This is a genomic window from Methylocystis sp. JR02 (assembly GCF_030063565.1).
GTDB classification, from domain to species: domain Bacteria; phylum Pseudomonadota; class Alphaproteobacteria; order Rhizobiales; family Beijerinckiaceae; genus Methylocystis; species Methylocystis iwaonis.
The window spans coordinates 1,266,872-1,288,382 of sequence record NZ_JASIRC010000001.1 but is presented as its reverse complement, the minus strand read 5'-3'; the positions used below and the strand labels follow the sequence as shown (position 1 = coordinate 1,288,382).

At 64.5% G+C, this 21,511-nt stretch carries 21 protein-coding genes and 3 tRNA genes; 10 read left to right on the top strand and 14 right to left on the bottom strand.

Annotated elements, in window-relative coordinates:
• Positions 1–203: 203 nt before the first annotated feature.
• Both QNA11_RS06225 and QNA11_RS06220 read left to right on the top strand, forming a co-directional pair.
• Entirely contained in the window at positions 204–1,544 is a 1,341-nt protein-coding gene (locus tag QNA11_RS06225) for a glycosyl hydrolase family 28-related protein (RefSeq protein WP_283482345.1), read from the top strand.
• 297 nt (positions 1,545–1,841) lie between these two features.
• Positions 1,842–2,593, top strand: a protein-coding gene (locus tag QNA11_RS06220) for an IS5 family transposase (RefSeq protein WP_283482344.1) whose coding sequence is annotated in 2 segments (ribosomal slippage) — positions 1,842–2,172 and positions 2,172–2,593 — 753 coding nt in all. Because the reading frame shifts where the segments join, the coding sequence is not laid out codon by codon here.
• Here the strand turns inward: QNA11_RS06220 and QNA11_RS06215 are convergent.
• The 8 genes from QNA11_RS06215 to QNA11_RS06180 form a co-directional block, all read right to left on the bottom strand.
• The gene (locus tag QNA11_RS06215; RefSeq protein WP_283482343.1) at positions 2,581–2,994 is read right to left on the bottom strand and encodes a hypothetical protein; all 414 of its coding nucleotides are present in this window, start codon (positions 2,992–2,994) and stop codon (positions 2,581–2,583) included. The two genes, QNA11_RS06220 and QNA11_RS06215, sit on opposite strands and share 13 nt — an antisense overlap.
• A 60-nt stretch (positions 2,995–3,054) precedes the next feature.
• Positions 3,055–3,129, bottom strand: a tRNA-Thr gene (locus tag QNA11_RS06210).
• Between the two features lie 117 nt (positions 3,130–3,246).
• Complete coding sequence (rlmB, locus tag QNA11_RS06205; protein ID WP_283482342.1) at positions 3,247–4,125, bottom strand: 23S rRNA (guanosine(2251)-2'-O)-methyltransferase RlmB; 879 nt, start codon at positions 4,123–4,125, stop codon at positions 3,247–3,249.
• Positions 4,122–4,988 carry a 4-(cytidine 5'-diphospho)-2-C-methyl-D-erythritol kinase gene (locus QNA11_RS06200; RefSeq protein ID WP_283482341.1) on the bottom strand — a complete coding sequence of 289 codons (867 nt, stop codon included), beginning with the start codon at positions 4,986–4,988 and terminating at the stop codon, positions 4,122–4,124. Before QNA11_RS06200 ends, rlmB begins: the two co-directional genes overlap by 4 nt.
• Positions 4,989–5,029: 41 nt before the next feature.
• Positions 5,030–5,104: transfer RNA gene (locus tag QNA11_RS06195), tRNA-Gly, on the bottom strand.
• A 171-nt stretch (positions 5,105–5,275) separates the two neighbouring features.
• Positions 5,276–6,676: an anion transporter gene (locus QNA11_RS06190; protein WP_283482340.1), complete on the bottom strand. Its 1,401-nt coding sequence runs from the start codon at positions 6,674–6,676 to the stop codon at positions 5,276–5,278.
• Between the two features lie 287 nt (positions 6,677–6,963).
• Positions 6,964–7,041: transfer RNA gene (locus QNA11_RS06185), tRNA-Pro, on the bottom strand.
• 104 nt (positions 7,042–7,145) lie between these two features.
• The gene (locus QNA11_RS06180) at positions 7,146–7,796 is read right to left on the bottom strand and encodes a MerR family transcriptional regulator (RefSeq protein ID WP_502867556.1); all 651 of its coding nucleotides are present in this window, start codon (positions 7,794–7,796) and stop codon (positions 7,146–7,148) included.
• 193 nt (positions 7,797–7,989) lie between these two features.
• Here QNA11_RS06180 and QNA11_RS06175 point away from each other — a divergent pair, with 193 nt between their 5' ends.
• Genes QNA11_RS06175 through QNA11_RS06160 form a run of 4 tightly spaced genes read left to right on the top strand, consistent with a single transcriptional unit; the run spans position 7,990 to position 11,417 of the window.
• Positions 7,990–9,102: a COX15/CtaA family protein gene (locus QNA11_RS06175; protein ID WP_283482338.1), complete on the top strand. Its 1,113-nt coding sequence runs from the start codon at positions 7,990–7,992 to the stop codon at positions 9,100–9,102.
• Between the two features lie 14 nt (positions 9,103–9,116).
• Positions 9,117–10,043 (top strand): TIGR04222 domain-containing membrane protein, encoded by a 927-nt coding sequence (locus QNA11_RS06170; protein WP_283482337.1) that lies wholly within the window; start codon positions 9,117–9,119, stop codon positions 10,041–10,043.
• Positions 10,000–10,866 carry an MbnB/TglH/ChrH family RiPP precursor modification enzyme gene (locus tag QNA11_RS06165; RefSeq protein WP_283482336.1) on the top strand — a complete coding sequence of 289 codons (867 nt, stop codon included), beginning with the start codon at positions 10,000–10,002 and terminating at the stop codon, positions 10,864–10,866. The genes QNA11_RS06170 and QNA11_RS06165 overlap by 44 nt, the downstream gene beginning before the upstream one ends.
• Positions 10,857–11,417: an SCO6045 C-terminal-like domain-containing protein gene (locus tag QNA11_RS06160; RefSeq protein ID WP_283482335.1), complete on the top strand. Its 561-nt coding sequence runs from the start codon at positions 10,857–10,859 to the stop codon at positions 11,415–11,417. Before QNA11_RS06165 ends, QNA11_RS06160 begins: the two co-directional genes overlap by 10 nt.
• On the opposite strand, the gene QNA11_RS06155 is transcribed toward QNA11_RS06160, so the two are convergent.
• Positions 11,414–11,815: a flagellar export protein FliJ gene (locus QNA11_RS06155; RefSeq protein WP_281931856.1), complete on the bottom strand. Its 402-nt coding sequence runs from the start codon at positions 11,813–11,815 to the stop codon at positions 11,414–11,416. The genes QNA11_RS06160 and QNA11_RS06155 overlap by 4 nt on opposite strands.
• A gap of 183 nt (positions 11,816–11,998) precedes the next feature.
• Between QNA11_RS06155 and QNA11_RS06150 the strand changes: the two genes are divergently transcribed.
• The gene (locus tag QNA11_RS06150; RefSeq protein ID WP_283482334.1) at positions 11,999–12,472 is read left to right on the top strand and encodes a cupin domain-containing protein; all 474 of its coding nucleotides are present in this window, start codon (positions 11,999–12,001) and stop codon (positions 12,470–12,472) included.
• Between the two features lie 203 nt (positions 12,473–12,675).
• Here the strand turns inward: QNA11_RS06150 and pqqE are convergent, their stop codons facing one another.
• The 3 genes from pqqE to pqqB form a co-directional block, all read right to left on the bottom strand.
• Positions 12,676–14,115 carry a pyrroloquinoline quinone biosynthesis protein PqqE gene (pqqE, locus tag QNA11_RS06145; protein WP_283482333.1) on the bottom strand — a complete coding sequence of 480 codons (1,440 nt, stop codon included), beginning with the start codon at positions 14,113–14,115 and terminating at the stop codon, positions 12,676–12,678.
• A 184-nt stretch (positions 14,116–14,299) separates the two neighbouring features.
• On the bottom strand, positions 14,300–15,058 hold the full coding sequence (pqqC, locus tag QNA11_RS06140; protein WP_283482332.1) for a pyrroloquinoline-quinone synthase PqqC: 759 nt from the start codon (positions 15,056–15,058) through the stop codon (positions 14,300–14,302).
• Positions 15,055–15,984, bottom strand: coding sequence for a pyrroloquinoline quinone biosynthesis protein PqqB (pqqB, locus tag QNA11_RS06135; RefSeq protein ID WP_283482331.1), 930 nt, complete (start codon positions 15,982–15,984; stop codon positions 15,055–15,057). Before pqqB ends, pqqC begins: the two co-directional genes overlap by 4 nt.
• Before the next feature lie 266 nt (positions 15,985–16,250).
• Here pqqB and QNA11_RS06130 point away from each other — a divergent pair, with 266 nt between their 5' ends.
• The 3 genes from QNA11_RS06130 to trpD all read left to right on the top strand — a co-directional run bounded on the left by QNA11_RS06130 (position 16,251) and on the right by trpD (position 19,502).
• Positions 16,251–17,417: an alpha/beta hydrolase gene (locus QNA11_RS06130; protein ID WP_283482330.1), complete on the top strand. Its 1,167-nt coding sequence runs from the start codon at positions 16,251–16,253 to the stop codon at positions 17,415–17,417.
• Positions 17,418–17,732: 315 nt separating this feature from the next.
• Complete coding sequence (locus QNA11_RS06125) at positions 17,733–18,347, top strand: anthranilate synthase component II (protein WP_283482329.1); 615 nt, start codon at positions 17,733–17,735, stop codon at positions 18,345–18,347.
• A gap of 141 nt (positions 18,348–18,488) precedes the next feature.
• Positions 18,489–19,502 (top strand): anthranilate phosphoribosyltransferase, encoded by a 1,014-nt coding sequence (trpD, locus tag QNA11_RS06120; protein WP_283482328.1) that lies wholly within the window; start codon positions 18,489–18,491, stop codon positions 19,500–19,502.
• 9 nt (positions 19,503–19,511) lie between these two features.
• On the opposite strand, the gene QNA11_RS06115 is transcribed toward trpD, so the two are convergent.
• Entirely contained in the window at positions 19,512–20,729 is a 1,218-nt protein-coding gene (locus QNA11_RS06115) for a molybdopterin molybdotransferase MoeA (RefSeq protein WP_283482327.1), read from the bottom strand.
• 302 nt (positions 20,730–21,031) lie between these two features.
• Positions 21,032–21,508 (bottom strand): cyclic pyranopterin monophosphate synthase MoaC, encoded by a 477-nt coding sequence (moaC, locus tag QNA11_RS06110; protein WP_283482326.1) that lies wholly within the window; start codon positions 21,506–21,508, stop codon positions 21,032–21,034.
• Positions 21,509–21,511 lie beyond the last annotated feature (3 nt).

Sequence of the window (21,511 nt, the reverse complement as noted above, 5' to 3'; positions counted from 1 at the left end):
CGAATCCGCTCTAGCGTAGCATGCCTGCGACCAAGGCGCGTCAATTGAGGTTGGCCGCCCGTCGCCGAAGTGTGGACATTGCCGGGCCGGCCCTCGCTTCACGGGCCTCTTGATATGGCGTAAGAACGCCGCCGGCAGCGGGCAGAAGGCCCTCTGTAGATTTGCTTATTGAGCCTCATGCTTGTACTATTTTGGAGTTATGCATGGACAGTTATCGAGACTCGTATCGTCTAAATAGGCGCCGCGCATTTTTTGCTGGAGGGGTTTTAGCGCTACTTGCGAGTAGCGAAGGAAAATCCCTTCCTTTCAACACAAAAGTTGGGAAAGCCAACGATATAATGCCTGCTGCCGTCAATAACCCGGTCAGGCGTATGGTCGATGCTTCGACATTTCCAAGCATCCAAGCCGCAGTCAATTCAACCAATGGCGCGCCAGCGTGCATTTATATACCGGCCGGCTGGTATACGATCACGAGCCCAATCGTCTTTCCCGCTGGCGGATTTGAATTACAAGGCGACGGTCCAGAAGCCTCTATTATTCAATGTCTTGATCCAGCTCAGGACGGCGTTGTTGTTGGCGATGGCCAATCCACATGGCATGGCTTTGAGCTTCACGGGATCGGGTTTTACAACGGTCCGGGGCAAGTAAAAACCGGCGGAGCTTTTGTTCGGCTCAACAATGTGCAGACTGTCAATATCTCAAGATTTGCGATGAGCGGACCCTATTATGGGCTTCGCCTGACTGACTGCACACTTGTAGATGTCGCGCAATTTGATATCCGATCTCCGGTCCGGGCGGCCGGCGTGGGCATCCAGATCGACGGTGTCGCCGATTCAAACGACATCCACATTACCTCCGGCATCGTGCGGGGAGATCCAACCAATCCTTGTCGAGCTGCAATTCAAATCACAAACGGCGTCGCAGTCTGGTTGAATGATATCGACGGTTACGAATGCGGTATCGGACTGATCCTTGCCGCGACTGGGGCGCCGACACCTGCGATGGGCGATCGCGCCAATATAGAGATGATATGGTCACGCGGCTGTTCTTGGGACACGAGCGCGAGCCATGGCATGTTGATCTATGCCGCAGCGGGCGGATCAGTTCGCCGTATCCGCTCGACAGATGACTGGTTTTGCTCCAATGGTGGCTCCGGCGTCGCCGTTGCCGGCGATGGAACGATAATCGGCCTTCGTTTCCATAACGCAGAGTCTTGCGTTAATCTGATGAATGGCTTCGATTTTCAAACGGGCAGCGGAATTAGACTTCGCAGCCCCGTTGTCGCCCAGAACAGTTTAGCGCAGCCCGGAATTTACCACGGCGTCAAATTCTGGCCTAATATCAGCAATTTCGCAGTAACTAGCGGCGTCATTGGGCCGGACGACGCTTTTCCCGGGAGAACCCAGGGATGGGGCGTTTACATCGCCCCAGGAACTTCCGACCGCTTTTTTGTGACTGGCAACGAACTATCAGGAAATTTGATTGGCCCTGTATGGAATGGCGGTAGTGGCCAAAACTTCTTTATAGGACAAAATCTCGTCTGAGCCATCTGAAACCGTATAAACGAGATCGCCGCTGCGTGAAAGACTTCAGCCGTAGCGGTGGATTCTCCTCAATTGGCGTTGCTCAGGGCAAGTCCCCAAGCCGTTAATGTGACCGTGCTGCTAGTGTTGTTATTTAAGCGATAAACTCCCCCAGCGCATTGCTGAAGGAGTTCTTCCCCGCTGAATGCGCAAATTTCTTCGCCGCCGCTGGACATGAGCCGGTTTAAGACGAATCCGCTCTAGGGCCTGTTGGGATTTGGGATTCCCTCCGAAGCTTGGCTGTGATTCAAGCTATGGATGGAGCGATTCGTATTGACTGACGCCCAGTGGACGAAGATGGAGCCGCTTCGTCTTGGCAAGCGCGGCGATCCCGGCCGCAGCGGCGAGAACAACCGGCTGTTCGTGGAGGCGGTCCTTTGGATCGCCCGCACGGGCAGCCCTTGGCGCGATCTTCCCAAGCATTTCGGCAACTGGAGCACCGTGTATACGCGCTTTCGCGATTGGGTGAAGGCGGATGTTTGGAAACGGATGTTCGACGCGGCGTCGGACGAGCCGGACATGGAATTCGCCATGATCGACGCCACCATCGTCAAAGTCCACCGTCACGGACAGGGCGCAAAAGGGGGACTTCGAGCCAGGCCATTGGCAAATCCAAAGGCGGCATGACCACCAAAATCCTCGCTCTGACGGACGCGCTCGGCAATCTCGTGCGCTTCACGCTCATGCCGGGGCAGCGCCATGACACAGTCGGCGTTGCGCCGCTCATCGAGGGTTTGTCCTTCGATGCTTTGATCGCCGACAAGGCTTTCGATAGCAACGCCATCATCGCCGATCTCGACGCGCGCGGCGCAAAGGCGGTCATCTCCCAGCATCCGCGCAGATCGATGCCGCTCGCGATTGATGAGGAGATGTATAAATGGCGGCATCTGATCGAGAATTTTTTCGGCAAGCTCAAAGAGTTCAAGCGCATCGCCTTGCGCGCCGACAAGACCGATCAAAGCTACGCAGCAATGATCCATATCGCTGCCGCTGTCATTCAAACTCGATGAATCCCAACAAGCCCTAATGCGATCAGCTCGGCTTCCGCCGCTCCGTCGAAAATCCGAGGACGCGCGGAGTTCGGATTGTATTTGCGGGTCAGCACCGCCTCGAACCCCTCTTCTAGCAATTGCCGCCGCGTTCGCTCGACATTGGCGATGCTGGTGTCTAGAGCCTCGGCGACCCGGCTATCGCTCCAGCCTTCGCCCGCTTCCACGGGAGGGGTGGTGTGATGGAGGCGGGCATGATCAGGCCTTTTGAGGCTCTCGACTACAGCCCCAATATGCGCCTGAGGTCGTTCGAGAAATTCATGCGGGAGCGATTGGCGGGCGTAGCTGTCACCCATCCGCTCGATGCGCACATGTTGCTTGACGGCCGTCCCAACCGCTTCACTGACGCCGCTCAAACTCAAGAGTTCAGGTCGATCCTTACACAAGCAGTTGGAGCTGCTGTGATACCGACATTCGGGGAATGGTGCCGGCGGAGAGGATCGAACTCCCGACCTTCGGTTTACAAAACCGCTGCACTACCGCTGTGCTACGCCGGCCCCGGCGGACACCGTTTCCGGTGCCTATTCGGTACTCCAATTACAAATCAGTTGCTCTACCAGCTGAGCTAAACCGGCGTTCCCTGCCGCATTTAATCCCCCAACCCCGCCGTAAGGTCAATCCCGCGCCGCGTCGCGCAGGCGTAAATGCGCGACGCTCAGGGCGGCAGCGCAGGCGTTGGAGACGTTGAGGCTCTTGATGGGGCCGGGAAGATCGAGCCTGGCGATGAGGTCGCAGCGCTCGCGCGTGAGGCGGCGCAGGCCTTTGCCCTCGGCGCCGAGCACTAGCGCCAAAGGTTTCGAAAGCGGGATGGTTTCGATGGGCTCGGCGCCTTCCGAATCGAGGCCGACGACGCTGTAGCCCCGCTCCCGCAGTTGGTCCAAGGCGCGCGCGAGATTGACCACCGAGACGATCGTCACGTGCTCCAAAGCGCCGGAGGCGGCCTTGGCCAGCACGCCGGTGAATTCCGGGCTATGACGCTCAGTGACGATCAGCGCGTCGACGCCAAAGGCGCAAGCCGTGCGCAGGATGGCGCCGACATTATGCGGATCCGTGATCTGGTCGAGGGCCAGCACCACGCCGCTGGTCGAGACGATATCGGAGATGTCGGCCTCCGGTAGCGGCCGGGCCTCTAGCAACAATCCCTGATGGACGGCCTCTTCGCCAAGATGACGGGAGAGGTCGCGCGCGTCCACGAGGCGCGGCTCCAGGCCCGCCGCTTTGGCGAGATCGGCGATCCGGGGCAGGGCGGTCTCGGTTGCGTAAAGAGCGAGCAGCTTGCGGCGCCCGCCTTTGAGCGCCTCGCGCACGGCATGGGCGCCGTAAAGCGTGACGACGTCCGGCGAGGCCGCGCGGAACGGGCCGCGTTGCGGCTCGGGCCGCGGGCGCGGGGCCGGCCGTTCGCCTCTCGGGCGCTCGTCCTTCGGCCGCTCTCCTCTTGCGCGCTCCCTTGGTTCACCTCTTGCGCGCTCCTTTGGCGGCGGGCGGCGGCTCATCGCAGCGCCGCCGTTTTCACCCACCATTCGGGATGTTGCGTCCGAATGGCGCGGGCGGCTCTGGCGGCTGCATTGGGCGTCGAAAAGATCGCAAAGCATGTGGCGCCCGAGCCGGACATGCGCGCGAGCTTGCAGCCGCGAGCGGCGCGCAGCACGGCCAGCGTATCGACAATGACCGGCGCCTGAAGGCAGGCCGGGTCTTCGAGATCGTTGCGACCTCTCGACAGCAAAGCGAGCAGCTCCAAAGCAGGGGCCCCGTCGCCGACAATCGGGTGGGCGGCAGCCTCGACGCGCTCGCCGGGCTGAAGGCCGAGGCGCGCGAAGACCGGGCGCGTCTCCACCGGCACGCCTGGATTGACCAGCACGGCCGGCAGCAGCGGCAGGCGCAGCAGCGGACCAAGCGATTCGCCGGCTCCGCGCATCATCCGGGCCTGGCCGGCAAGGCAGACCGGCACGTCCGAGCCCGTGACGCAGGCGGCGTCGTAAAGCCGCGGATCGTCGGCTGCGAGCCCATTGGCGCGGGCCAGAAGCCGCAGCGCCGCCGCGGCATCGGAGGAGCCGCCGCCGATTCCTGCCGCGACAGGGAGGCGCTTCTCCAAATGGAAAGCGCCGAGGGTAAGCCCTTCGACGCGCTCGGCGAGATTGCGCGCGGCGCGCAGCACAAGATTATCGGCGCCCGCGCCGGCAGCCGGGGCCGTGGGGCCGGAAACGTCGAGCGAGAGGGCGCCGCCGGGAGAAAAAGACAGCGTATCGCCCGCGCCGCTAAACACGACGAGGCTTTCGAGTTCGTGGTAGCCGTCATCTCTGCGGCCCAGAATATGAAGTGTGAGATTGATCTTCGCGGGGGCGCGCGTCACCAGCATCGTACCCCGACCTCCGCTTTAGGGTTATCGCGGAGCTTCTTTGGAGCGGGCGAAGGGATTCGAACCCTCGACCCCAACCTTGGCAAGGTTGTGCTCTACCCCTGAGCTACACCCGCATCCGTCGCTTCGGTTTCGCGCGTCGCGTCGCCGTCGCAGGGGTCTTATGCAACAAACGATCTGGCTTTGCAACAGGCGGCGTCATGAAAATTACAAGCCTGTGGATGGCTGGAGAAAGTCTTTTGTTTTCAGTTTGATATCCGCTCACTGGTCGCCGCCACGCCGTAAAATCAGAGCCACCAGGCGCCAAAGATGATCGTCGCGACAGTCAGAGGCGCGCCGATCTTGAAATAGGTCCAAAAGCCGATCTCGACGCCTTGCGTGCGGGCCCTTTGCGCGACGATCAGATTGGCGACAGAGCCGAGCAAGGTGAAATTGCCCGCAAGGGTCGAGGCCATGGCGACAATCAGCCAGGACCTTTCCGGATCGCCTGCGCCGGCGATGAAGGGCTTCAGGACAAGGACCGCCGGGACGTTGCTCACGATATTCGAGAGACCGGCGGTGATCGCCGAAAGGACGAATGGCGCGCCAAGGTCGAAACGCCCGACCGCGGCCACCACCTCGGGCGTCACCACGGTCTTCTCCAAGCCGGCGACGACGATGAAGAGACCGACGAACATGAGCAGCAATGGCCAGTCGATCTCCTGGTAGACCTTATCCGCCTTGACCTTGCGCGTGAGCAGCAGGATCGCGCCGCCGACGATCGCGACCTTGGCGACGGGCTGCCCGGCAAAGAACAGAACCATCATGACGACCGTCACCACGACAGATTTGGCAATCAAAGCTCCGTGGTAGCGCGTCGGCGGCGATGGCAAGCTCGGCAGGCGCTCGCGCGTCAGAAATTCGCGCCGATAGGCCAGCGTGAGGAACAACACGCACAGCAGCAGCCCGAAGAGCGCCACTGGCCACAAGGCGCCGGCGAAAGTCCCGTAGGGAATGTGCGAGAACGCGCCGATCATCATGTTCTGCGGATTGCCGGTGATCATCGCTGCGCTGCCAATGTTGGAAGCCAGAGGGATCGCCAGAACGTAAGGGACGGGATCGCGTTTCAGCCGCTTCACAAGCTCCACGACGAGCGGCGTCATGACGAGGCAGATCGTGTCATTGACCAGGAAGGCCGAGAAGGAGCCGGAGACCAGGACGATCGCGATCAGCAGCAGCAGCGGATGGCCGGCGCGCGCCACCCCCCAGTCGCTGACCAGCCGGAAGAAGCCCGAGAGGCGGAGATTGGCGACGACGATCATCATGCCGAGGAGCAGCGTGATCGTGTCGAAGTCGACGGCGCGATAGGCCTCCTCTAGCGGCAGGACGCCTAAACCCACCATGAGGCTGGCCCCGACCAGAGCCGCGCCGGCGCGGTCGAGCCGCAGGCCGGGAAATCTGCCGATGGCGATGACGAGGTAAGTGCCGAGAAAGACGAGAACCGCGAGGATGGTCTTGCCATTGGCCCAGGTGATCGACGCGACGGCGCCGGCGTTTTCCTCTCCCGCCAATGATCGCAGGGTCCATTGGCCGATCTTGCCGATGATTCCGACCGCCACGGCGTAAAGCAGCGCTCCGAGGGCGACGAGCGACACGGCCAGAAGCGCTGTCGCGAGCCCGTTTTTTTGGCTCGTCGACGGTTGATCCATTTCCTCGGCTTGTCGGGGCCGAGTCTTCGTCTTCCGTATCAATCCCAACACCGCTTCAAATCTCGAATTTCCAGATTCGCCGTCTGGCCGCATGCAACGCTGCGTTGCGGCCATCATAACGGCAAGACGCTAAGTTCTCGCCTTACGCCGCAATCGGGTAGGACGCAGACCTTAGTCGCTTTGGCTCGACGCCTAGCTGACAGCGCTCAGTCGAGCTGTGGATGTTGGTTGGCGAGAAATCAGGGCGGAACTGGCGTCGGGACGGGTCGGGGGCGTCGCGGCGCGAATGGTCGGAGTGGCGGGATTCGAACCCACGACCCCTTGTCCCCCAGACAAGTGCGCTAACCGGGCTGCGCTACACTCCGACTGGCCGCCCTTATAGAGAGGCGGCGGCCGGGTTGCAACGGGATATGATATTTTGCCCCTGGGAAGATCGATCGACCGCACGGGCCTATATTTTCCGGGCTGTTCAGCGCCGGGTCAGATTGAGCAGCCGCTTGCATTCCTCGATCTGCGCGAGCGCTTTGCGCAAATTTTGCGCCTGTTCTTGGTCTTCACGGCGGGTGACGAGTACCGGAGCATGGAAGACTGGGCGCGGCGCCGGCGCGGTGAAGGCGTCGGTAAACGGGGAGCCCGGGGGAAGAATTTCAATGATCGCCTCGGAGCCATGCGCTTCGACAGAGGCCGCCTCGGGCAGGGCGCTCGCCGTCGCTGCTGAAGGCTCCGGCTCCGGGAGGTCGAGCGTCTCCTGAATCGTGACCGGCGGCGAGGCTGGCGCCATCTCCGGCGGCGCAGGTTCGGCGCGGGCGGCGGCAGGCTCCCGAGCTGGCGGCGCGGGCGCCGGCGATTCGCCGTTCTGGCGGCGGCGCGCGTCGGCGAGAACGCCCTCGACGCCTTGCTCGGCGAGAATGCGCTGAACGCCCTTGATCGTATAGCCTTCGCGATACAGCAAATGCCGGATCGCTTCGACGAGCTCGATATCGCGCGGGCGGTAGAATCGCCGTCCGCCGGCGCGCTTCACCGGGTCGATCTCCTTGAAGCGCGTTTCCCAGAAGCGCAGCACGTGTTGGGGGAGGTCGAGATATTCCGCGACCTCGCCGATTGTCCGCAGCGAGGCCATCTCTTCCCGTGTCAACGCGCCTCTGCCGGCCACCTTTGCTCCCCCGATCGAAAGAGCGTTCATTCTTACACTCGATGCGCGCCCTATCAGCCTAAAATCCGGCGCTTCGCGGGCGCCGCGCGCTGCTAGGTGTGGACAAGCGTCTTCGGCATCCCTTAAGTGCCGAGGCAGAGGAACCCTTGAGGCGAGCGACATGGAAGATTGGCTTCTCTTTCCGCATCCCGTGCCCGAGGTGAGGCATCGCGCGACAGAGGAAAACGCCGTCGCGGTGCGCAACTGGCTCTGGATCGTCGCGGGCCTCGTCTTTCTGATGGTCATCGTCGGCGGCGCGACGCGCTTGACCGAATCGGGCCTCTCCATCGTCGAGTGGAAGCCGGTGACCGGCGCCATTCCGCCGCTGACCCAGCAGGAATGGATTGCGGCGTTCGAGGACTACAAGAAGATCCCGCAATACCGGGAACTCTTCCCGGATATGGACCTCGCCGGGTTCCAGTACATCTACGCCTGGGAATGGGCGCATCGCTTGCTCGGGCGCCTCATCGGCGTGGTCTTCGTGGTTCCGCTGATCTGGTTCTGGGTGAAGGGCGCGCTTCCATCCTCGGTGAAGCCGAAGCTCATCGGCATACTCGCTTTGGGCGCGCTGCAGGGCGGCGTCGGCTGGTGGATGGTCTCATCCGGCCTCGTGCATCGCACGGAAGTGGCGCAGGAGCGGCTCGCCATTCACCTCGTCATCGCGGCGTTCATCTTCTCCGCCTGCCTCTGGGTCGCCGGCGGGCTCGGACGGCGCAGGCCGTCGAGCGCGCATGACCGTCCGGGGCGCCTGCGCGGGCTGGCTTTCGTTATTCTCGCGCTGGTCTTCGTGCAGCTCTTTATGGGCGGCATTGTCGCGGGGCTGCGCGCGGGGCTCGTGGAAAACACATGGCCGCTCATTGCCGGCGCCTTCATTCCGCCGGCCGATGTTCTCTTCCCCAAAGACCCCTGGTGGGCGAATATTTTCGAGACGCCGCTCACGGCGCAATTCTTCCACCGCATGATCGCTTATCTGATCTTCATCCTCGCGGCGCTGCATCTCGGCGACGCGCTGATGAACGCCGGCGGCAGAGCGCGCAGCGGCGCGGTCATCGTTTTCGGCCATGTCGTGGGACAGATTGCGCTCGGCGTTGCGACGCTGCTGCTCGTCGAGCCGCCTTATGCGGGAACGCCGCATCTCCTTGTTGCGCTGGCGCATCAGGCGGTGGGCCTGGGCGTGCTTGCTGTGGCGACGTTGCAGGCGCGTAGACTGGCGAATGATCTGGAGATTGTCTGACGGAGCAAAGCGCCTTGGAGAACGTCCTCTCTCTTCCCGGCCCTGATTTTCTCAACGTCTACGGCGTGGTGGTCATTCTGACGCTTGCCGCCGCCTGGCTTGTCATCCGCTTTGCCGATCGGACGGGCGATCATCCGCCGCCCGTGCCGCAGAGCCCCGACGCAGTGGAAGTCGCCTTTCTGCAGGGCGGGGTGAATCAGGTCATCCGCACCCTCTGCTATGATCTCGTGCAGCATGGCTATGCGGCGCTGGCGAAAGACGACCGCGTCGTCCCGACCGGCAAGACGCCGGAGCCCGGCGCGCTCAATCCTTTGCAGACGCGGGTTATGCAAATGATCCAGGCGAGCCCAAAGGCGCATGAGCTGTTCAGCAACCGCGCGGCGCGCAAGGAGCTGCTCCAATTGCTGGACCCTGTGCACGCGAGGCTTGCGGCGCAAGGGCTCGTGAAGCCCGAGTCCGTGAAGGCCTGGCGCACGCGCGCGCAACTCTTCGGCACGCTCACGCTTCTCGGTTTCGCCGGCGCCAAAATCTATGTGGCGCTGAGCACGGGGCACACGAACGTCTCCTATCTCATCTTCCTCAGCATCGCTTCGGTCGCCGCGCTTTTCGCGCTGGCTTATGTGACGACGCGCAGCCATGCGAGCCGGCGCGGACGCGCTTATCTCGAGGCGATGGAGCTTGCGTATCGACCTCGGCTCGATGCGGCGCTGCTCGCTGTCGGCGCGCCGACGCAGACAAAAGCTTTCGAGGGCGCGTCGCTCTTTCTCCTCGGGCTCTACGGCTTCTCGGCGCTGAGGGGCACGGCGGACGCCGCCTTCGCGCGGCATTTCAAGCGCGCCTCCAGCGAGAGCGGCGGCAGTTGCGGCTCGAGCTGCAGCGGCTCCTGCGGAAATGGCGATGGTGGCAGTGGGTGTGGCGGCTGTGGCGGCGGCGGGGATTAAGGCGCCGGCGCTCGGCTCGGGGCTCGGCTATCGCCCGCCGTTTCGCGCCGATCTCTTCGCCAATCGCTCGCGCGTCGATTTCCTGGAAATCATCGCCGATCATAATTTCGACGCGCCCAAAGAGAAGCTCGCGGAGCTCGATCTGTTGCGCGCGCATTTCCCCATTGTCGCGCATGGGCTCGATCTTTCGATCGGCAGCGCGGAAGGGATCGATAGCGCCTATCTCGAAAAATTCGCGCGACTGATCGAGCGCATCGATCCGCCCTGGTGGAGCGAGCATCTGTGCTTCACCCGCGCCGGCGGGGTCGACATCGGCCATCTCGCCGCTTTGCCCTATACGCAAGAGGCGATCGACGTCGTCGCGCGCAATGTCGACACTGTGCGCAAGCGCATACGCGCGCCGCTCCTGCTCGAAAACATCACGACCGTCGTGCGCGTTCCGGGCGCGGAGATGGACGAGCCCGAGTTCCTCACCCGCACGCTCGACGCGACCGGTTGCGGCTGGCTCTGCGATGTCGCCAATCTCTACACCAACGCCGTCAATCAGCAGGTCGACATCGACGCGACATTCGAGCGCTGGCCCTGGGAGCGGCTCGTGCAGATTCATTACGCGGGCGGGCGCTGGCGGGATGGAGTCTTGATCGATAGCCACGACTCGGCGACGAGCGAAGCCGTTTGGGCGCTGTACGACCGCATCGTCGCGCGTGCGCCGGTGAAGGGCGTCATTTTGGAGCGCGACGAGCGATTGCCGATCTTCGCCGAGTTGCTCGACGAGGTCGCGCGCGCCCGTGCGACGATGCGGGACTGCGGACGATGGCCCTAAAGGAGACGCAAGCGCTGCTTGCGCGCATCTTCACCGACGCCGAGGCGCGCCGCGAATTTTTCGAAGAGCCTCGCCGCGTGGCGCGCGCGCGTGGTCTAAGCGAGGCCGAAGCGGAGGCGATGGCGGCGCTCGACAGGCGCGAGGTCGAGGCCTTTGCGCGCAGCCTCCTCGGCAAGCGTGCGCTGGATGCGCGCAAAACCTTGCCGCTGACGGCGAAGGCCCTTGGAAAAGAGTTCGACCGGCTGCTTTTCGAGGCGATCGACGGCCCGCCGCAGCCGCAGCGCCACCGCGCGGACGCCGCTGCGCTGACGAGGCTTCTGGCGTCGCGGCCGATGGACCCGCCATGGATCGGCGATCTGGCGCGCTATGAGATGGGCTTCGTCGCCGCGGCGCGGCTCGGCGCCTTTTTTCTCATGCGGCGCTTTGCCTATCCCATAGACGAAATCGCGCGCCAGCTTTTGACTGGCGCGCGCATCGATGTCTCTTCCCGCCGGCGCGTCGGGCTTTGGCTGCGGGCGCCGCGCGGCAGATTGTTCTTTCGTCTCTTTTAAGCGCCGCGCCGGAAAGCGTGCTCGGCGTGGCGACGCTCGGCGACGACGTCGATCATGCGCTCGGCGCCGCGATCGCGCGCTTCCTGGCTCTGCGCCTTGGCGAGTTCGTCATTGGCGTCCTTGAGCTGCGCTTCCGCCTCCGCAAGCTGGCCGCGCAATTCATTGATCGAGGCCATGATATTGTCGCGGCGACCACGCGCGGCGCGCGCATAGGTCGGATAGGCGAAGTGGCTGGGGTCGGAGATGTTTGCGCGCTGCTCTTCGGTCGAGATCTCGCGGTCGAGTTCATTCGACATGCGCGTGAACTCTGAAATCATTGTGTTGAGCTGAAGGACGCGCCGGCGCTTCTCTTCAGCTTGAAAGCGTTTCAGGCGGACAAGTGTATCCCGCGATTTCATTCCTCGAACTCCGTTGACGCGACGCTCATGCAAAACAAATCGTTAACTCCGCGAGACAATTTAACTATGCACGCTGTAGGTTGCTCCTTGGTTACCGGGTTCGAAGAATCCGAGGGGTATCCAGCGCGGATGTCGAGAGCCGCCCTATGTTCCGCCCGGGGGGCGATAAGGGAGGCGGAGCCTATGCGGTCTGTTGTTCTTGCCTTTGGCGCGTTCTGCGCCTTCGGGGTTTACGGCGCCGCTGCACAGACGAGCGGCTTGCGTTTCGCAGACGAGCTGGAGTGGAAGCCGGCGCCCGCCGATCTTCCCCGTGGCGCAGACGTTGCTGTGCTCTTCGGCGATCCGCAGGAGTCTGGGCCTTTCGTCATGCGCCTGCGCGCGCCGGCGGGCTATCAGGTGCCCGCGCATAAGCATTCGGATATGGAAACCGCGACGGTGATCTCCGGCACGCTGCGGTTCGGCGAAGGCCCGCGTCTCGACCCACGCGCGGAGAAATTCCTGCACGCAGGAGATTTTATCGTTGCGACCCCGGGCATGGGGCATTGGTTCACGGTCAATGAGGACGCGGTGGTGCAGGTGTCGGGCACGGGACCGTGGAAGATCGAATATCTCGATCCGCGCGACGATCCTCGGGAGAAAGGCGCGATGCGCGACTGAGCCAAGGCAGCCGCTTTTGGCGGCTGCCAATCATATCATTTCCGGTTGAATAGCTCACATGGGGACGTGTCATTCCCGGCGGGCTGAAAGCCCGACCGGGAATCCAGAGCCCAAAAGCGCCGGTTTTGCTCTGGATTCCCGATCGCTCGCTAGCGAGCGTCGGGAATGACACGCGTCGCAGGCTCGCTATTCCGCGCTCTGGTTTAAGAGTTCTGCGGCGCGCCACCGACACGCCGGTAGATGAAGTCCGGCGGCGGCGCGTGCGACTCGGTTTCGGCGTAAGCCGCAAAACGGGCGTGTTCCGGCGAGAGATGACAGGCGGGATCGGTCGCCGTGGGATCGCCGGTGACGGCGAAAGCCTGGCACCGGCAGCCGCCGAGGTCGATCTCGCGGCGATCGCAGGATGTGCACGGCTCCTTCATCCAGTCCGTCCCGCGGTAGGCGTTGAAGGCCGCGCCATTCAGCCAGATATCGGCGAGCTTGCGCTCGCGAACGTCGTCGAAAGAAAGGCCCGGCAGCGTCTGCGCGGCGTGGCAGGGCAGAGCCTTGCCGGAAGGCGTCACCGCCAGGATCGAACGGCCCCAGCCGCCCGTGCATTGCTTCGGGCGCGTCGCGTAATGGTCGTGGATGACGAAGTCGAAGTTGAGCACGCCCTGCAGGCGCTTCTTTGCGTCCTCGACGACGCCAACCGTCTCCATGAAGGTCTCGCGCGTTGGGATTAGCGCCGCGCGATTGAGCTGCGCCCAGGCGTAGTATTGGATATGCGCGATTTCGATGCGCTGCGCGTCGACCTCGACGGCGAAGTCGATGATCTGCGGCAGATGCGCGATGTTCTGCCGGTGCATGGGCGCATTGATCGTGAGCCCCATGCCAAGCTCGCGCACCCAGCGCGCGACGTCGCGCTTCTTCGGCACGCCGCCTACAAAGGCCGAGATGCGATCGGCGCTTTCGGGCACGATGTCCTGGATCGAGACCTGCACATGATCGAGCCCGATCTCGGCCAGCCGCGCCAGCCGCTCACGCGTGATCAGCACGGCGGAGGTGACGAGATTGGTGTAGAGGCCGGCCTCGACCGCATAGGCCAAAATTTCTTCGAGGTCGCGCCGCGCCGTGGGCTCGCCGCCGGAGAGATGCAATTGCAGCGCGCCGATCGACGCCGCCTGACGGAAGGTCTCGCCCCATTGCTCGGCCGTCATTTCGACATTCGAGCGCTCCAGCTCCAGCGGATTGGAGCAATAGGGGCATTGCAGCGGGCAGCGATGCGTCAGCTCGGCGAGAAGGCCAGCCGGTCCGCCTGCGAAGGGCGCGATGGTGGAGGCAAAATCCGAGAGCTTCGGTGGCGCGAAAGGATCGACGCCGTCGCGCAGCAGGCGCTTGTCGGCGAGGCCTTGAAGCAGGTTCGTCACGTCCCGCGTGATGACGTCGAGCGGGGCCGCGTATTGCTGCGCGAGGCTGGCGCAAAGATCGGCGAGGCGCGTCTTGCCGTCGATGGCTTTGAGCACAATGAGGCCGATCGGGTCGAGCTCATAGGCGCGTTCGGGCGCGAGGATGACGGTGCGGGCGCGAGGGCGGTCGTCGTGCAGCCGCGAATAGCGCGTGAAGCCGGGGCGGGAGTCCGGGCCGATGATGTAGCGTGTGGTCATTTGTTACCCGGTTACGTCGGGGCGGCTTCGCCCCCTCCCTGTCCCTCCCCCGCCATAGGGCGTCCGCTGGACGCCCGTCTTTCGACGGGCTGTGGCGGGAGAGGGGACGCTCACGATCAGCGTACTCGACGAAGGCCACCGCCAGCTCCCTCTCCCGCGTAGCGGGGGAGGGTTGGGGAGGGGGTTACTCCCCCGGCTGCCACGCCCCCGGTGGGATCAACCCCGGCGTCACATAGGCGTGATGCAGCGCGTCGAGCTGCGCCCACAGCACATTGCATTTGAACCGCACGGCGCCGACGCAGGCTTCCTGCTCTGCGCGGGCTTTTGCATTATCGAGCACATAGCCCAGCGCAAATTCCGAGTCGCGCGGCGCCTGCGACAGACGGCGCTTGAAATAGGCCATCACATGATCGTCGACGAAGTCGTAATTCTCCAGCATCCCCACGATGCGTTCGCGATGGATGGAGGGCGCGAAAAGCTCGGTCAGCGACGACGCCACCGCCACGACGAGCGGCTGCTCCACGACGAAGCGCACATAGGCTTCCACCGCGAATTTCGTCGCGGGCAGGGCGCCGCGGCGCGAGGTCACATAATCGCGCGTAAAGCCCAGCGCGTCGGTGAGCACCAGCCAGCGCTCGATGCCGCCGGCTTCTTCGCCGAGCCCGTCGTGGTCGTGGATGCGGTGAATCCACTCGCGGCGCAGCTCGCGATCATGGACGCGGCTCATGAAGGCGGCGTCCTTGCGCGGCACGGCCTCCTGATAGCAATAGCGGTTCAAGGCCCAGGCGGCGACCTGAGCTTTTTGCAGCTTGCCGCCGTGCAGAAGCTTATGGAACTCGTGCTTGTCGTGATAGCGCTCGACCCCGACATTGCGGATCGCGGCCTCGAAATCGGTCCTGGACAGCGGCGCGGCGTCGCGCCAATCGGTAGCGATCTCGTTCAAAGCGTCACCTCCATGCCGTCCGCGCCGACCTCCCAGCCTGCCGCCTGCACGGCGGCGCGCTGTGTCGAGTTTGCGTCGAGGACCGGATTCGAATTGTTGATGTGCACGTAGATTTTGCGCGCGACGTCGAGCGGCGCGAAGCAGGCGATCGAGCCGTCCTCGCCGCTCATGTTGACATGACCCATGCGCGAGCCGGTCTTGCCCATGAGACCTTGCTCGATCATCTCGTTCTCATGGAACAGCGTGCCGTCGAAGAAGACGAGCGCGGCGCCGCGCAGACGGTTGGCGAGCGATGCGTCGATCTTGGCGCAGCCAGGGATGTAGAAGAAAGATTTGCCCGTCTTCGTCTCGATGACTTCGAGGCCCAGCGTATCGCCCGCCGAGGTGCCGAAATTCGGCGCGTTCTGGTCTTCGAGATAGAGCGCGATCTTGCCCGGCACGGAAAAGGCGCGGACCGAGAGGCCGAGATCGACGCCGGCTCCTGTGAGCGGGGTCGCCTCATCCATATGCAATTCATTGCGCGGCACGAGCTGCGCCTGCAGGATCGTGAAGATCGGATTGGCGGCAAGCGCCTGCAAAACGCGGTCCGCCGCATAGACGCTGAAGGGCTGCGCTTCGCGCAGGTTCAACAAGCCGGCGACGTGATCAACATCGCCATTGGTGAGCGCCACGGCTTTGATCGGACTCGCGCGAACGGGATCGCCTTCGGCCGGCGCAAGCGCTGGCGCCGCGGCAATCTGCTCACGCAGATCGGGCGAGGCGTTAAGCAAAACCCAATTGGCGCCGTCGGCGCTTACGGCGAGCGACGATTGCGTGCGCGGCGTAAAGCCCGGCGCGCGAGCGCGCACCGCGCGGCAATTGGCGCAATTGCAGTTCCACTGCGGGAAACCGCCGCCGGCGCCCGAGCCCAGGATTCTGATCCGCATCGCGTCTACAGCGCTTCTTAAAGAGCGCCGTTCTCCCTAGTGGTATTCTTTTTGGGGCCGCACTATGCACCCTCGGCGCGGCCGCGCAAGTGCGGCATATGTTCGCCTTTGTTTAACCTATCTTCGCAACTTTGCCTCATGACCGAGGGCCGGCTCGCCCCGCTTTCGTCGCTTTCTCGCGTAAGAAGGAAAGCGCCGGGCCAAGGCTTCGCATCGCACCACCTCATTTACGGGAAACTTTCCCGGCTGCGCCGGATCGAACCACTTTGCGCATCACGCTTCCGCTCTCGACCCTCCTCGCCGCGACGCTGCTCTCCGGCTGCGTCTCCGACGGCATGCGCGCTGTCGATGGCCATTGGACCAATGCCGTCTCGATGGTCTCGGGCCCGCAGGGCGAGCCCAATCGCATCCCGCTCTTTGTCGCTTCGACAAGGCGCGGGGAGGGCGCGACCGACGACGGGCGTGCGCACTTCTCTCTCACCGCCATTGGCGTGCCGCAAAACCATCGCCCCGGCGCGGTGGAGCGGCCGAGCTTCGGCGGCGCGGACAAGAGCCGCCATTTCACCGTGCTCTCCAAGCGTAACATGGACGAGGAGGAGTTCTACGGCGAGCTTGCCGCCCATGTGTCGGGCCGCATCGGCGTCTCACGCGACATTCTGCTCTATGTGCACGGCTTCAACACCAGCCATGACGAGGCGCGGTTCCGCCTTGCCCAAGTCGTGGCCGATGGCGGCTTTTCCGGCGTCCCGACGCTTTTCTCCTGGAATTCACGTGGCGGGCTCTTCAACTACGAGTCCGACAAGGAAGCCGCGACCGTCTCGCGCGACGCGCTCGAGAAGGTGGTGCTCTCGCTCGCCAGGACGCCTGGGGTAGGGCGCATTCACATCCTCGCCCATTCCATGGGCTCCTGGCTCACCATGGAGACGCTGCGCGGTATCGCGCTTTCCGGCCATCCCGATCTCGACGGCAAGCTCGGCGAGGTGATGCTCGCCAACCCGGACATTGACCTCAATGTCTTCCGCCAGCAGGTCGCCCGGCTCGACCCGCATCGCGTCTCGATTTTCGTCGCCAATAACGACCGCGCCTTGTCGCTTTCTTCGCGCATCGCCGGCGACCGGCCGAGGCTCGGGGCCATGGACCCGTCGAAGCCGCAGGATAAGGCCGAGATCGACCGGCTCGGCGTGGCCGTGCATGATATTTCGTCCTTCTCGACGGACTTCATCGGCCACGGCGCCTTCGCCGAGGCGCCGGATGTGGTGCGAAAGATCGGAGCGCATATCGCCGCGCCGCGCGCTCAGGACTCGGACAAGCAGGCGATCCCGGATTTCAGGGGCGAGGATACGGGAACGACGTCCGTTCCGCAGACCCCGCCGCCTCCGGGGGCCGTCCAGAAAGTCGAGACATCGCCGCTGCCGCCGGTTGCGGGGCGGTGACGGCCAGGGCTCCGAATTCGGGTTAACGAGCGGATGTGTTCTACCGTCATGGCCGCGCTTGTCGCGGCCATCCACGCCGCGCCGACGCGGCGAGCTGAGAACATGAGCGGAATAAACGCCGCTTCTTCTTCCTGCGTGCCGTAACGTCCCGGCGTGGATGCCCGCGACAAGCGCGGGCATGACGCGGCTGCGTAGGCTTTGTTAACCTGGATTCGGAGCCCTGCGCTGACGGCGGGAAAGGTTGCCTAACGCGCCCCCGCGGCCTATTGGGAAATTCAACTTCTCGCCGCGAAACGCCAAGGCGCCGGAAAAGCCATGTCCAATGTCACGCTGATCGACAATTACGACAGCTTCACCTTCAATCTGGTCCATTATTTCGGCCAGCTTGGGGCGAATGTCACGGTGCATCGCAACGACGCGGTTTCGGTCGCGGAGGTGCTGGCCGCCGCGCCCGACGCCATTGTGCTCTCGCCCGGCCCCTGCACGCCGCATGAGGCGGGCATCTGCATGGACCTGATCAGAGCCGCCGCCGAGACCGTGCCGATCTTCGGCGTGTGCCTCGGCCATCAATCGATCGGCGAGGTTTTCGGCGGCGAAGTGATCCGCGCCCCGCTGCCGATCCACGGCAAAATGGCGACGATCCTGCACCACGGCGACGCGGTGTTTCGCGGCATCGACGGGCCGTTTCAGGCGACGCGCTATCATTCGCTCGTCGTCAAACGCGAGACTCTGCCGTCGTGCCTGCGCGTTACCGCCGAGACGCCGGATGGGCTGATCATGGCGCTGTCGCACAATACGCTGCCGACCCATGGCGTGCAGTTCCACCCCGAGAGCATCACCTCGCAACACGGCCATAAGATTTTGCAGAATTTCTTGGACATCGCCGCCGAGTGGAATGTGGCGCAGCGTGGTCGGGCGAAGGTGGCATAAGGGCTCCTACCCCAACCCTCCCCCGCTTCGCGGGAGTGGGGGCAGGCCCTAGCCTTCATCGACAATGCCGATCGCGAGCGTCCCCTCTCCCGCTTGCGGGGGAGGGACAGGGAGGGGGAAAGCCCCTCGGGCAAACCCTCGATGCAAGACTTCAAACCCTATATCGCCGCCATCGCCGAGGGCGAGCCGCTCGCCCGCGAGGAGGCGCGCGCCGCTTTCTCTCTCATTTTCGAAGGCGCCGCGACCCCGGCGCAGCTCGGGGCCTTTCTCATGGGCCTGCGCATGCGCGGTGAGACCGTGGAGGAGATCATCGGCGCGGCGGAGGCGATGCGGGCCGCCATGACCCCGGTCGAGGCGCCGCCCGGCGCGATCGACATTGTCGGGACTGGCGGCGACGGCGCCGGCACTTTCAACATTTCGACGCTCGCCGCCATTATCGCCGCCGCCTGCGGCGCGGTGGTCGCCAAGCATGGCGGCAAGGCGTCTTCCTCGCGCTCTGGCGCTTCAGACGTGCTCGGCGAGCTTTCGGTGAAGGTCGGCATCCCGCCCGCCGCCGCGGCCGCTTGCCTGCGCAACGCAGGCATCTGTTTCATGGCCGCGCCGACGCATCACCCGGCGCTGCGCCATGCGGGCCCGGTGCGGGCGGAGCTTGGCGTGCGCACCATTTTCAATCTGCTCGGGCCGCTGTGCAACCCGGCCCGGGTCGAGCGCCAGGCGCTCGGCGTCTATTCGAAGGATTGGCTCGAGCCTCTGGCGCGCGTGCTGCGGGAGATGGGCTCGCGGCGGGTCTGGCTGCTCCATGGCAGCGACGGCCTCGACGAGGCGACAACCACAGGCGTCACCCATGTGGTGGCGCTGGAGGACGGGGCCATCCGCGCCTTCGACATCACGCCAGAGGACGCTGGCCTGCCGCGCGCCAAGACGCAGGAGCTCGTGGGCGGCGATCCCGCCCATAACGCCAAGGCGCTCCGGGCGGTGCTCGCCGGCGCGCGGAACGCCTATCGCGACATCGCCGTGCTGAACGCGGCCGTCGCCCTGGTGGTCGCCGAGCGCGCCGCCGACATTCGCGAAGGCGCGGCGCTGGCGGCGAAGGCGCTCGATTCCGGCGCGGCGGCGGAAAAGCTCGAAGCGCTGGTCAAGCACTCCAACGCGTAAACGCGCGTTTTAGCCGGGCAAGCGCCATATCCGGCAGGGGGCTCCGGCCGGCAAAGGGGCGTCGCCCGGCTCGCGGATGAGCAGCGCCTGCGACTGCGCCAGTTCCGTCAGCAGCGAGGAATCCTGCATCGGCTGCGGCGTGGCGACAAGGCGCCCCTCGGCGTCGCGCGATAGCCGCGCGCGCATATAGTCCCGCCGCCCTTTGTTGGCGGGCAGGTTCGCGCCGGCGATGGCGGCTTCCGTTTGATCGGCGCCGGCCCTGAGATCACCCTGCAGCGCGCGGATCAAGGGCGCCAGAAACACCAAAGCGCAGACGATCGAGGCCACCGGATTGCCCGGCAGGCCGAGAATATGCGCGTCTCCCAGACGGCCGGAGATGAGCGGCTTGCCCGGGCGCATGGCGATCTTCCAGAAATCCAGCGTCATGCCCTGGCGGGCCAGCGCCGGGCGCAGAAGATCGTGATCGCCAACCGAGGCGCCGCCTAACGTCACGAGAATATCGGCCTTGGCTTCGCGGGCGAGGCCGATGCCGCGTTCGAGATCGGCGAGATCGTCGCGGAAGAGACCCAGATCGATCACCTCAGCGCCTGCGCCTTCGGCGATCGCGCCAACGGCAAAACTATTGCACGCGATGATCTGCGCGGGACCGGGCTCGGCGCCGGGCGGCACAAGCTCGTCGCCGGAGGCCAGCAGCGCGACGCGCGGCCGCCGCGCGACCGGGAGGGCGGCGTGATTCATGGCGGCGGCGAGCGCCAGTTCCGCGGGACCGAGACGGGTTCCGGCGAAGAGCCCGGCGGCGCCCGCGCGGAAGTCCAGACCCGCCACGCGGATGTGATGGCCCGGCGCAGCGCCCGCTTTGGCGCGGATGGCGCCCTCAGCAACGTCGGCGTCTTCCTGCAAGAGGATGGCGTCGGCGCCGGCCGGCACGGGCGCGCCCGTGAAGATGCGGACGGTCTCGCCGGGGCTCAAAGCAGCGGCATAGCCATGCCCGGCGGCGCTTTCGCCGACGAGCTTCAACGGCCCTGCGGCGAGGTCGGCGCTGCGCAGCGCATAGCCATCCATCGCCGAGACATCGACCGGCGGCTGGGTGCGCTTGGCGACGAGGTCGCGCGCGAGCGTGCGGCCGCGCGCGGCGGCGAGCGGCGTCTCTTCCTCCCCGAGAAGGGCTGCGCCAGAGAGAACGCGCGCGAGAGCGTCGTCGACGGAGAGGAGCTTGTTATCGGCCATAGGATTCTCTTTTGCTCGACGATGCGCTGCTGTCTGCCGTCATTGCGAGGAGCGAAGCGACGAAGCAATCCAGAGCCCCATTACGGCTCTGGATTGCTTCGCTTCGCTCGCAATGACGGGCCTTGCGTGAATGCTGGGCGTGAACTCATCCCTCCCCTTTACGGGGAGGGTGGCCCCGCGAAAGCGGGGTCGGGTGGGGTAAAGCCCCACCACTGCCGTTGCGGCGTGAGCCCCACCCGGCGGCCTTCGCCCGCCGACCTCCCCGTAAAGGGGAGGTATTTGGGGCTCAAGACGCCCGACAGTCATTCCCGCCGCCAATCGCCGCTCTTGCCGCCCTCTTTTGAAACAAGCTCAACACCCTCGATGCGCATGGCGCGATCGACGGCCTTCAGCATGTCGTAAATTGTGAGGCAGGCGACAGAGACCGCGGTCAGCGCCTCCATCTCGACGCCCGTCTTGCCGGTGACGCCGGCCTCGACCGCGACGCGCAGGCCGGGAAGAGACTCGTCCGGCGTGATCTCCACGGAGACGCTCGACAGGGGCAGGGGGTGGCAGAGCGGAATAAGCTCGCTCGCCTTTTTTGCCGCCATAATGCCGGCGATGCGCGCGACGCCGAAGACATCGCCCTTCTTGGCCTGCCCCGCAACAGCGAGCGCCAATGTCTCCGGCGCCATGACCACGCGCCCGCGCGCCCGCGCGAGGCGTTTCGTGTCCGCCTTGGCGGAGACGTCGACCATATGGGCGTCGCCGGTCGCGGAAAGATGGGTGAGCTTGGTCATGCG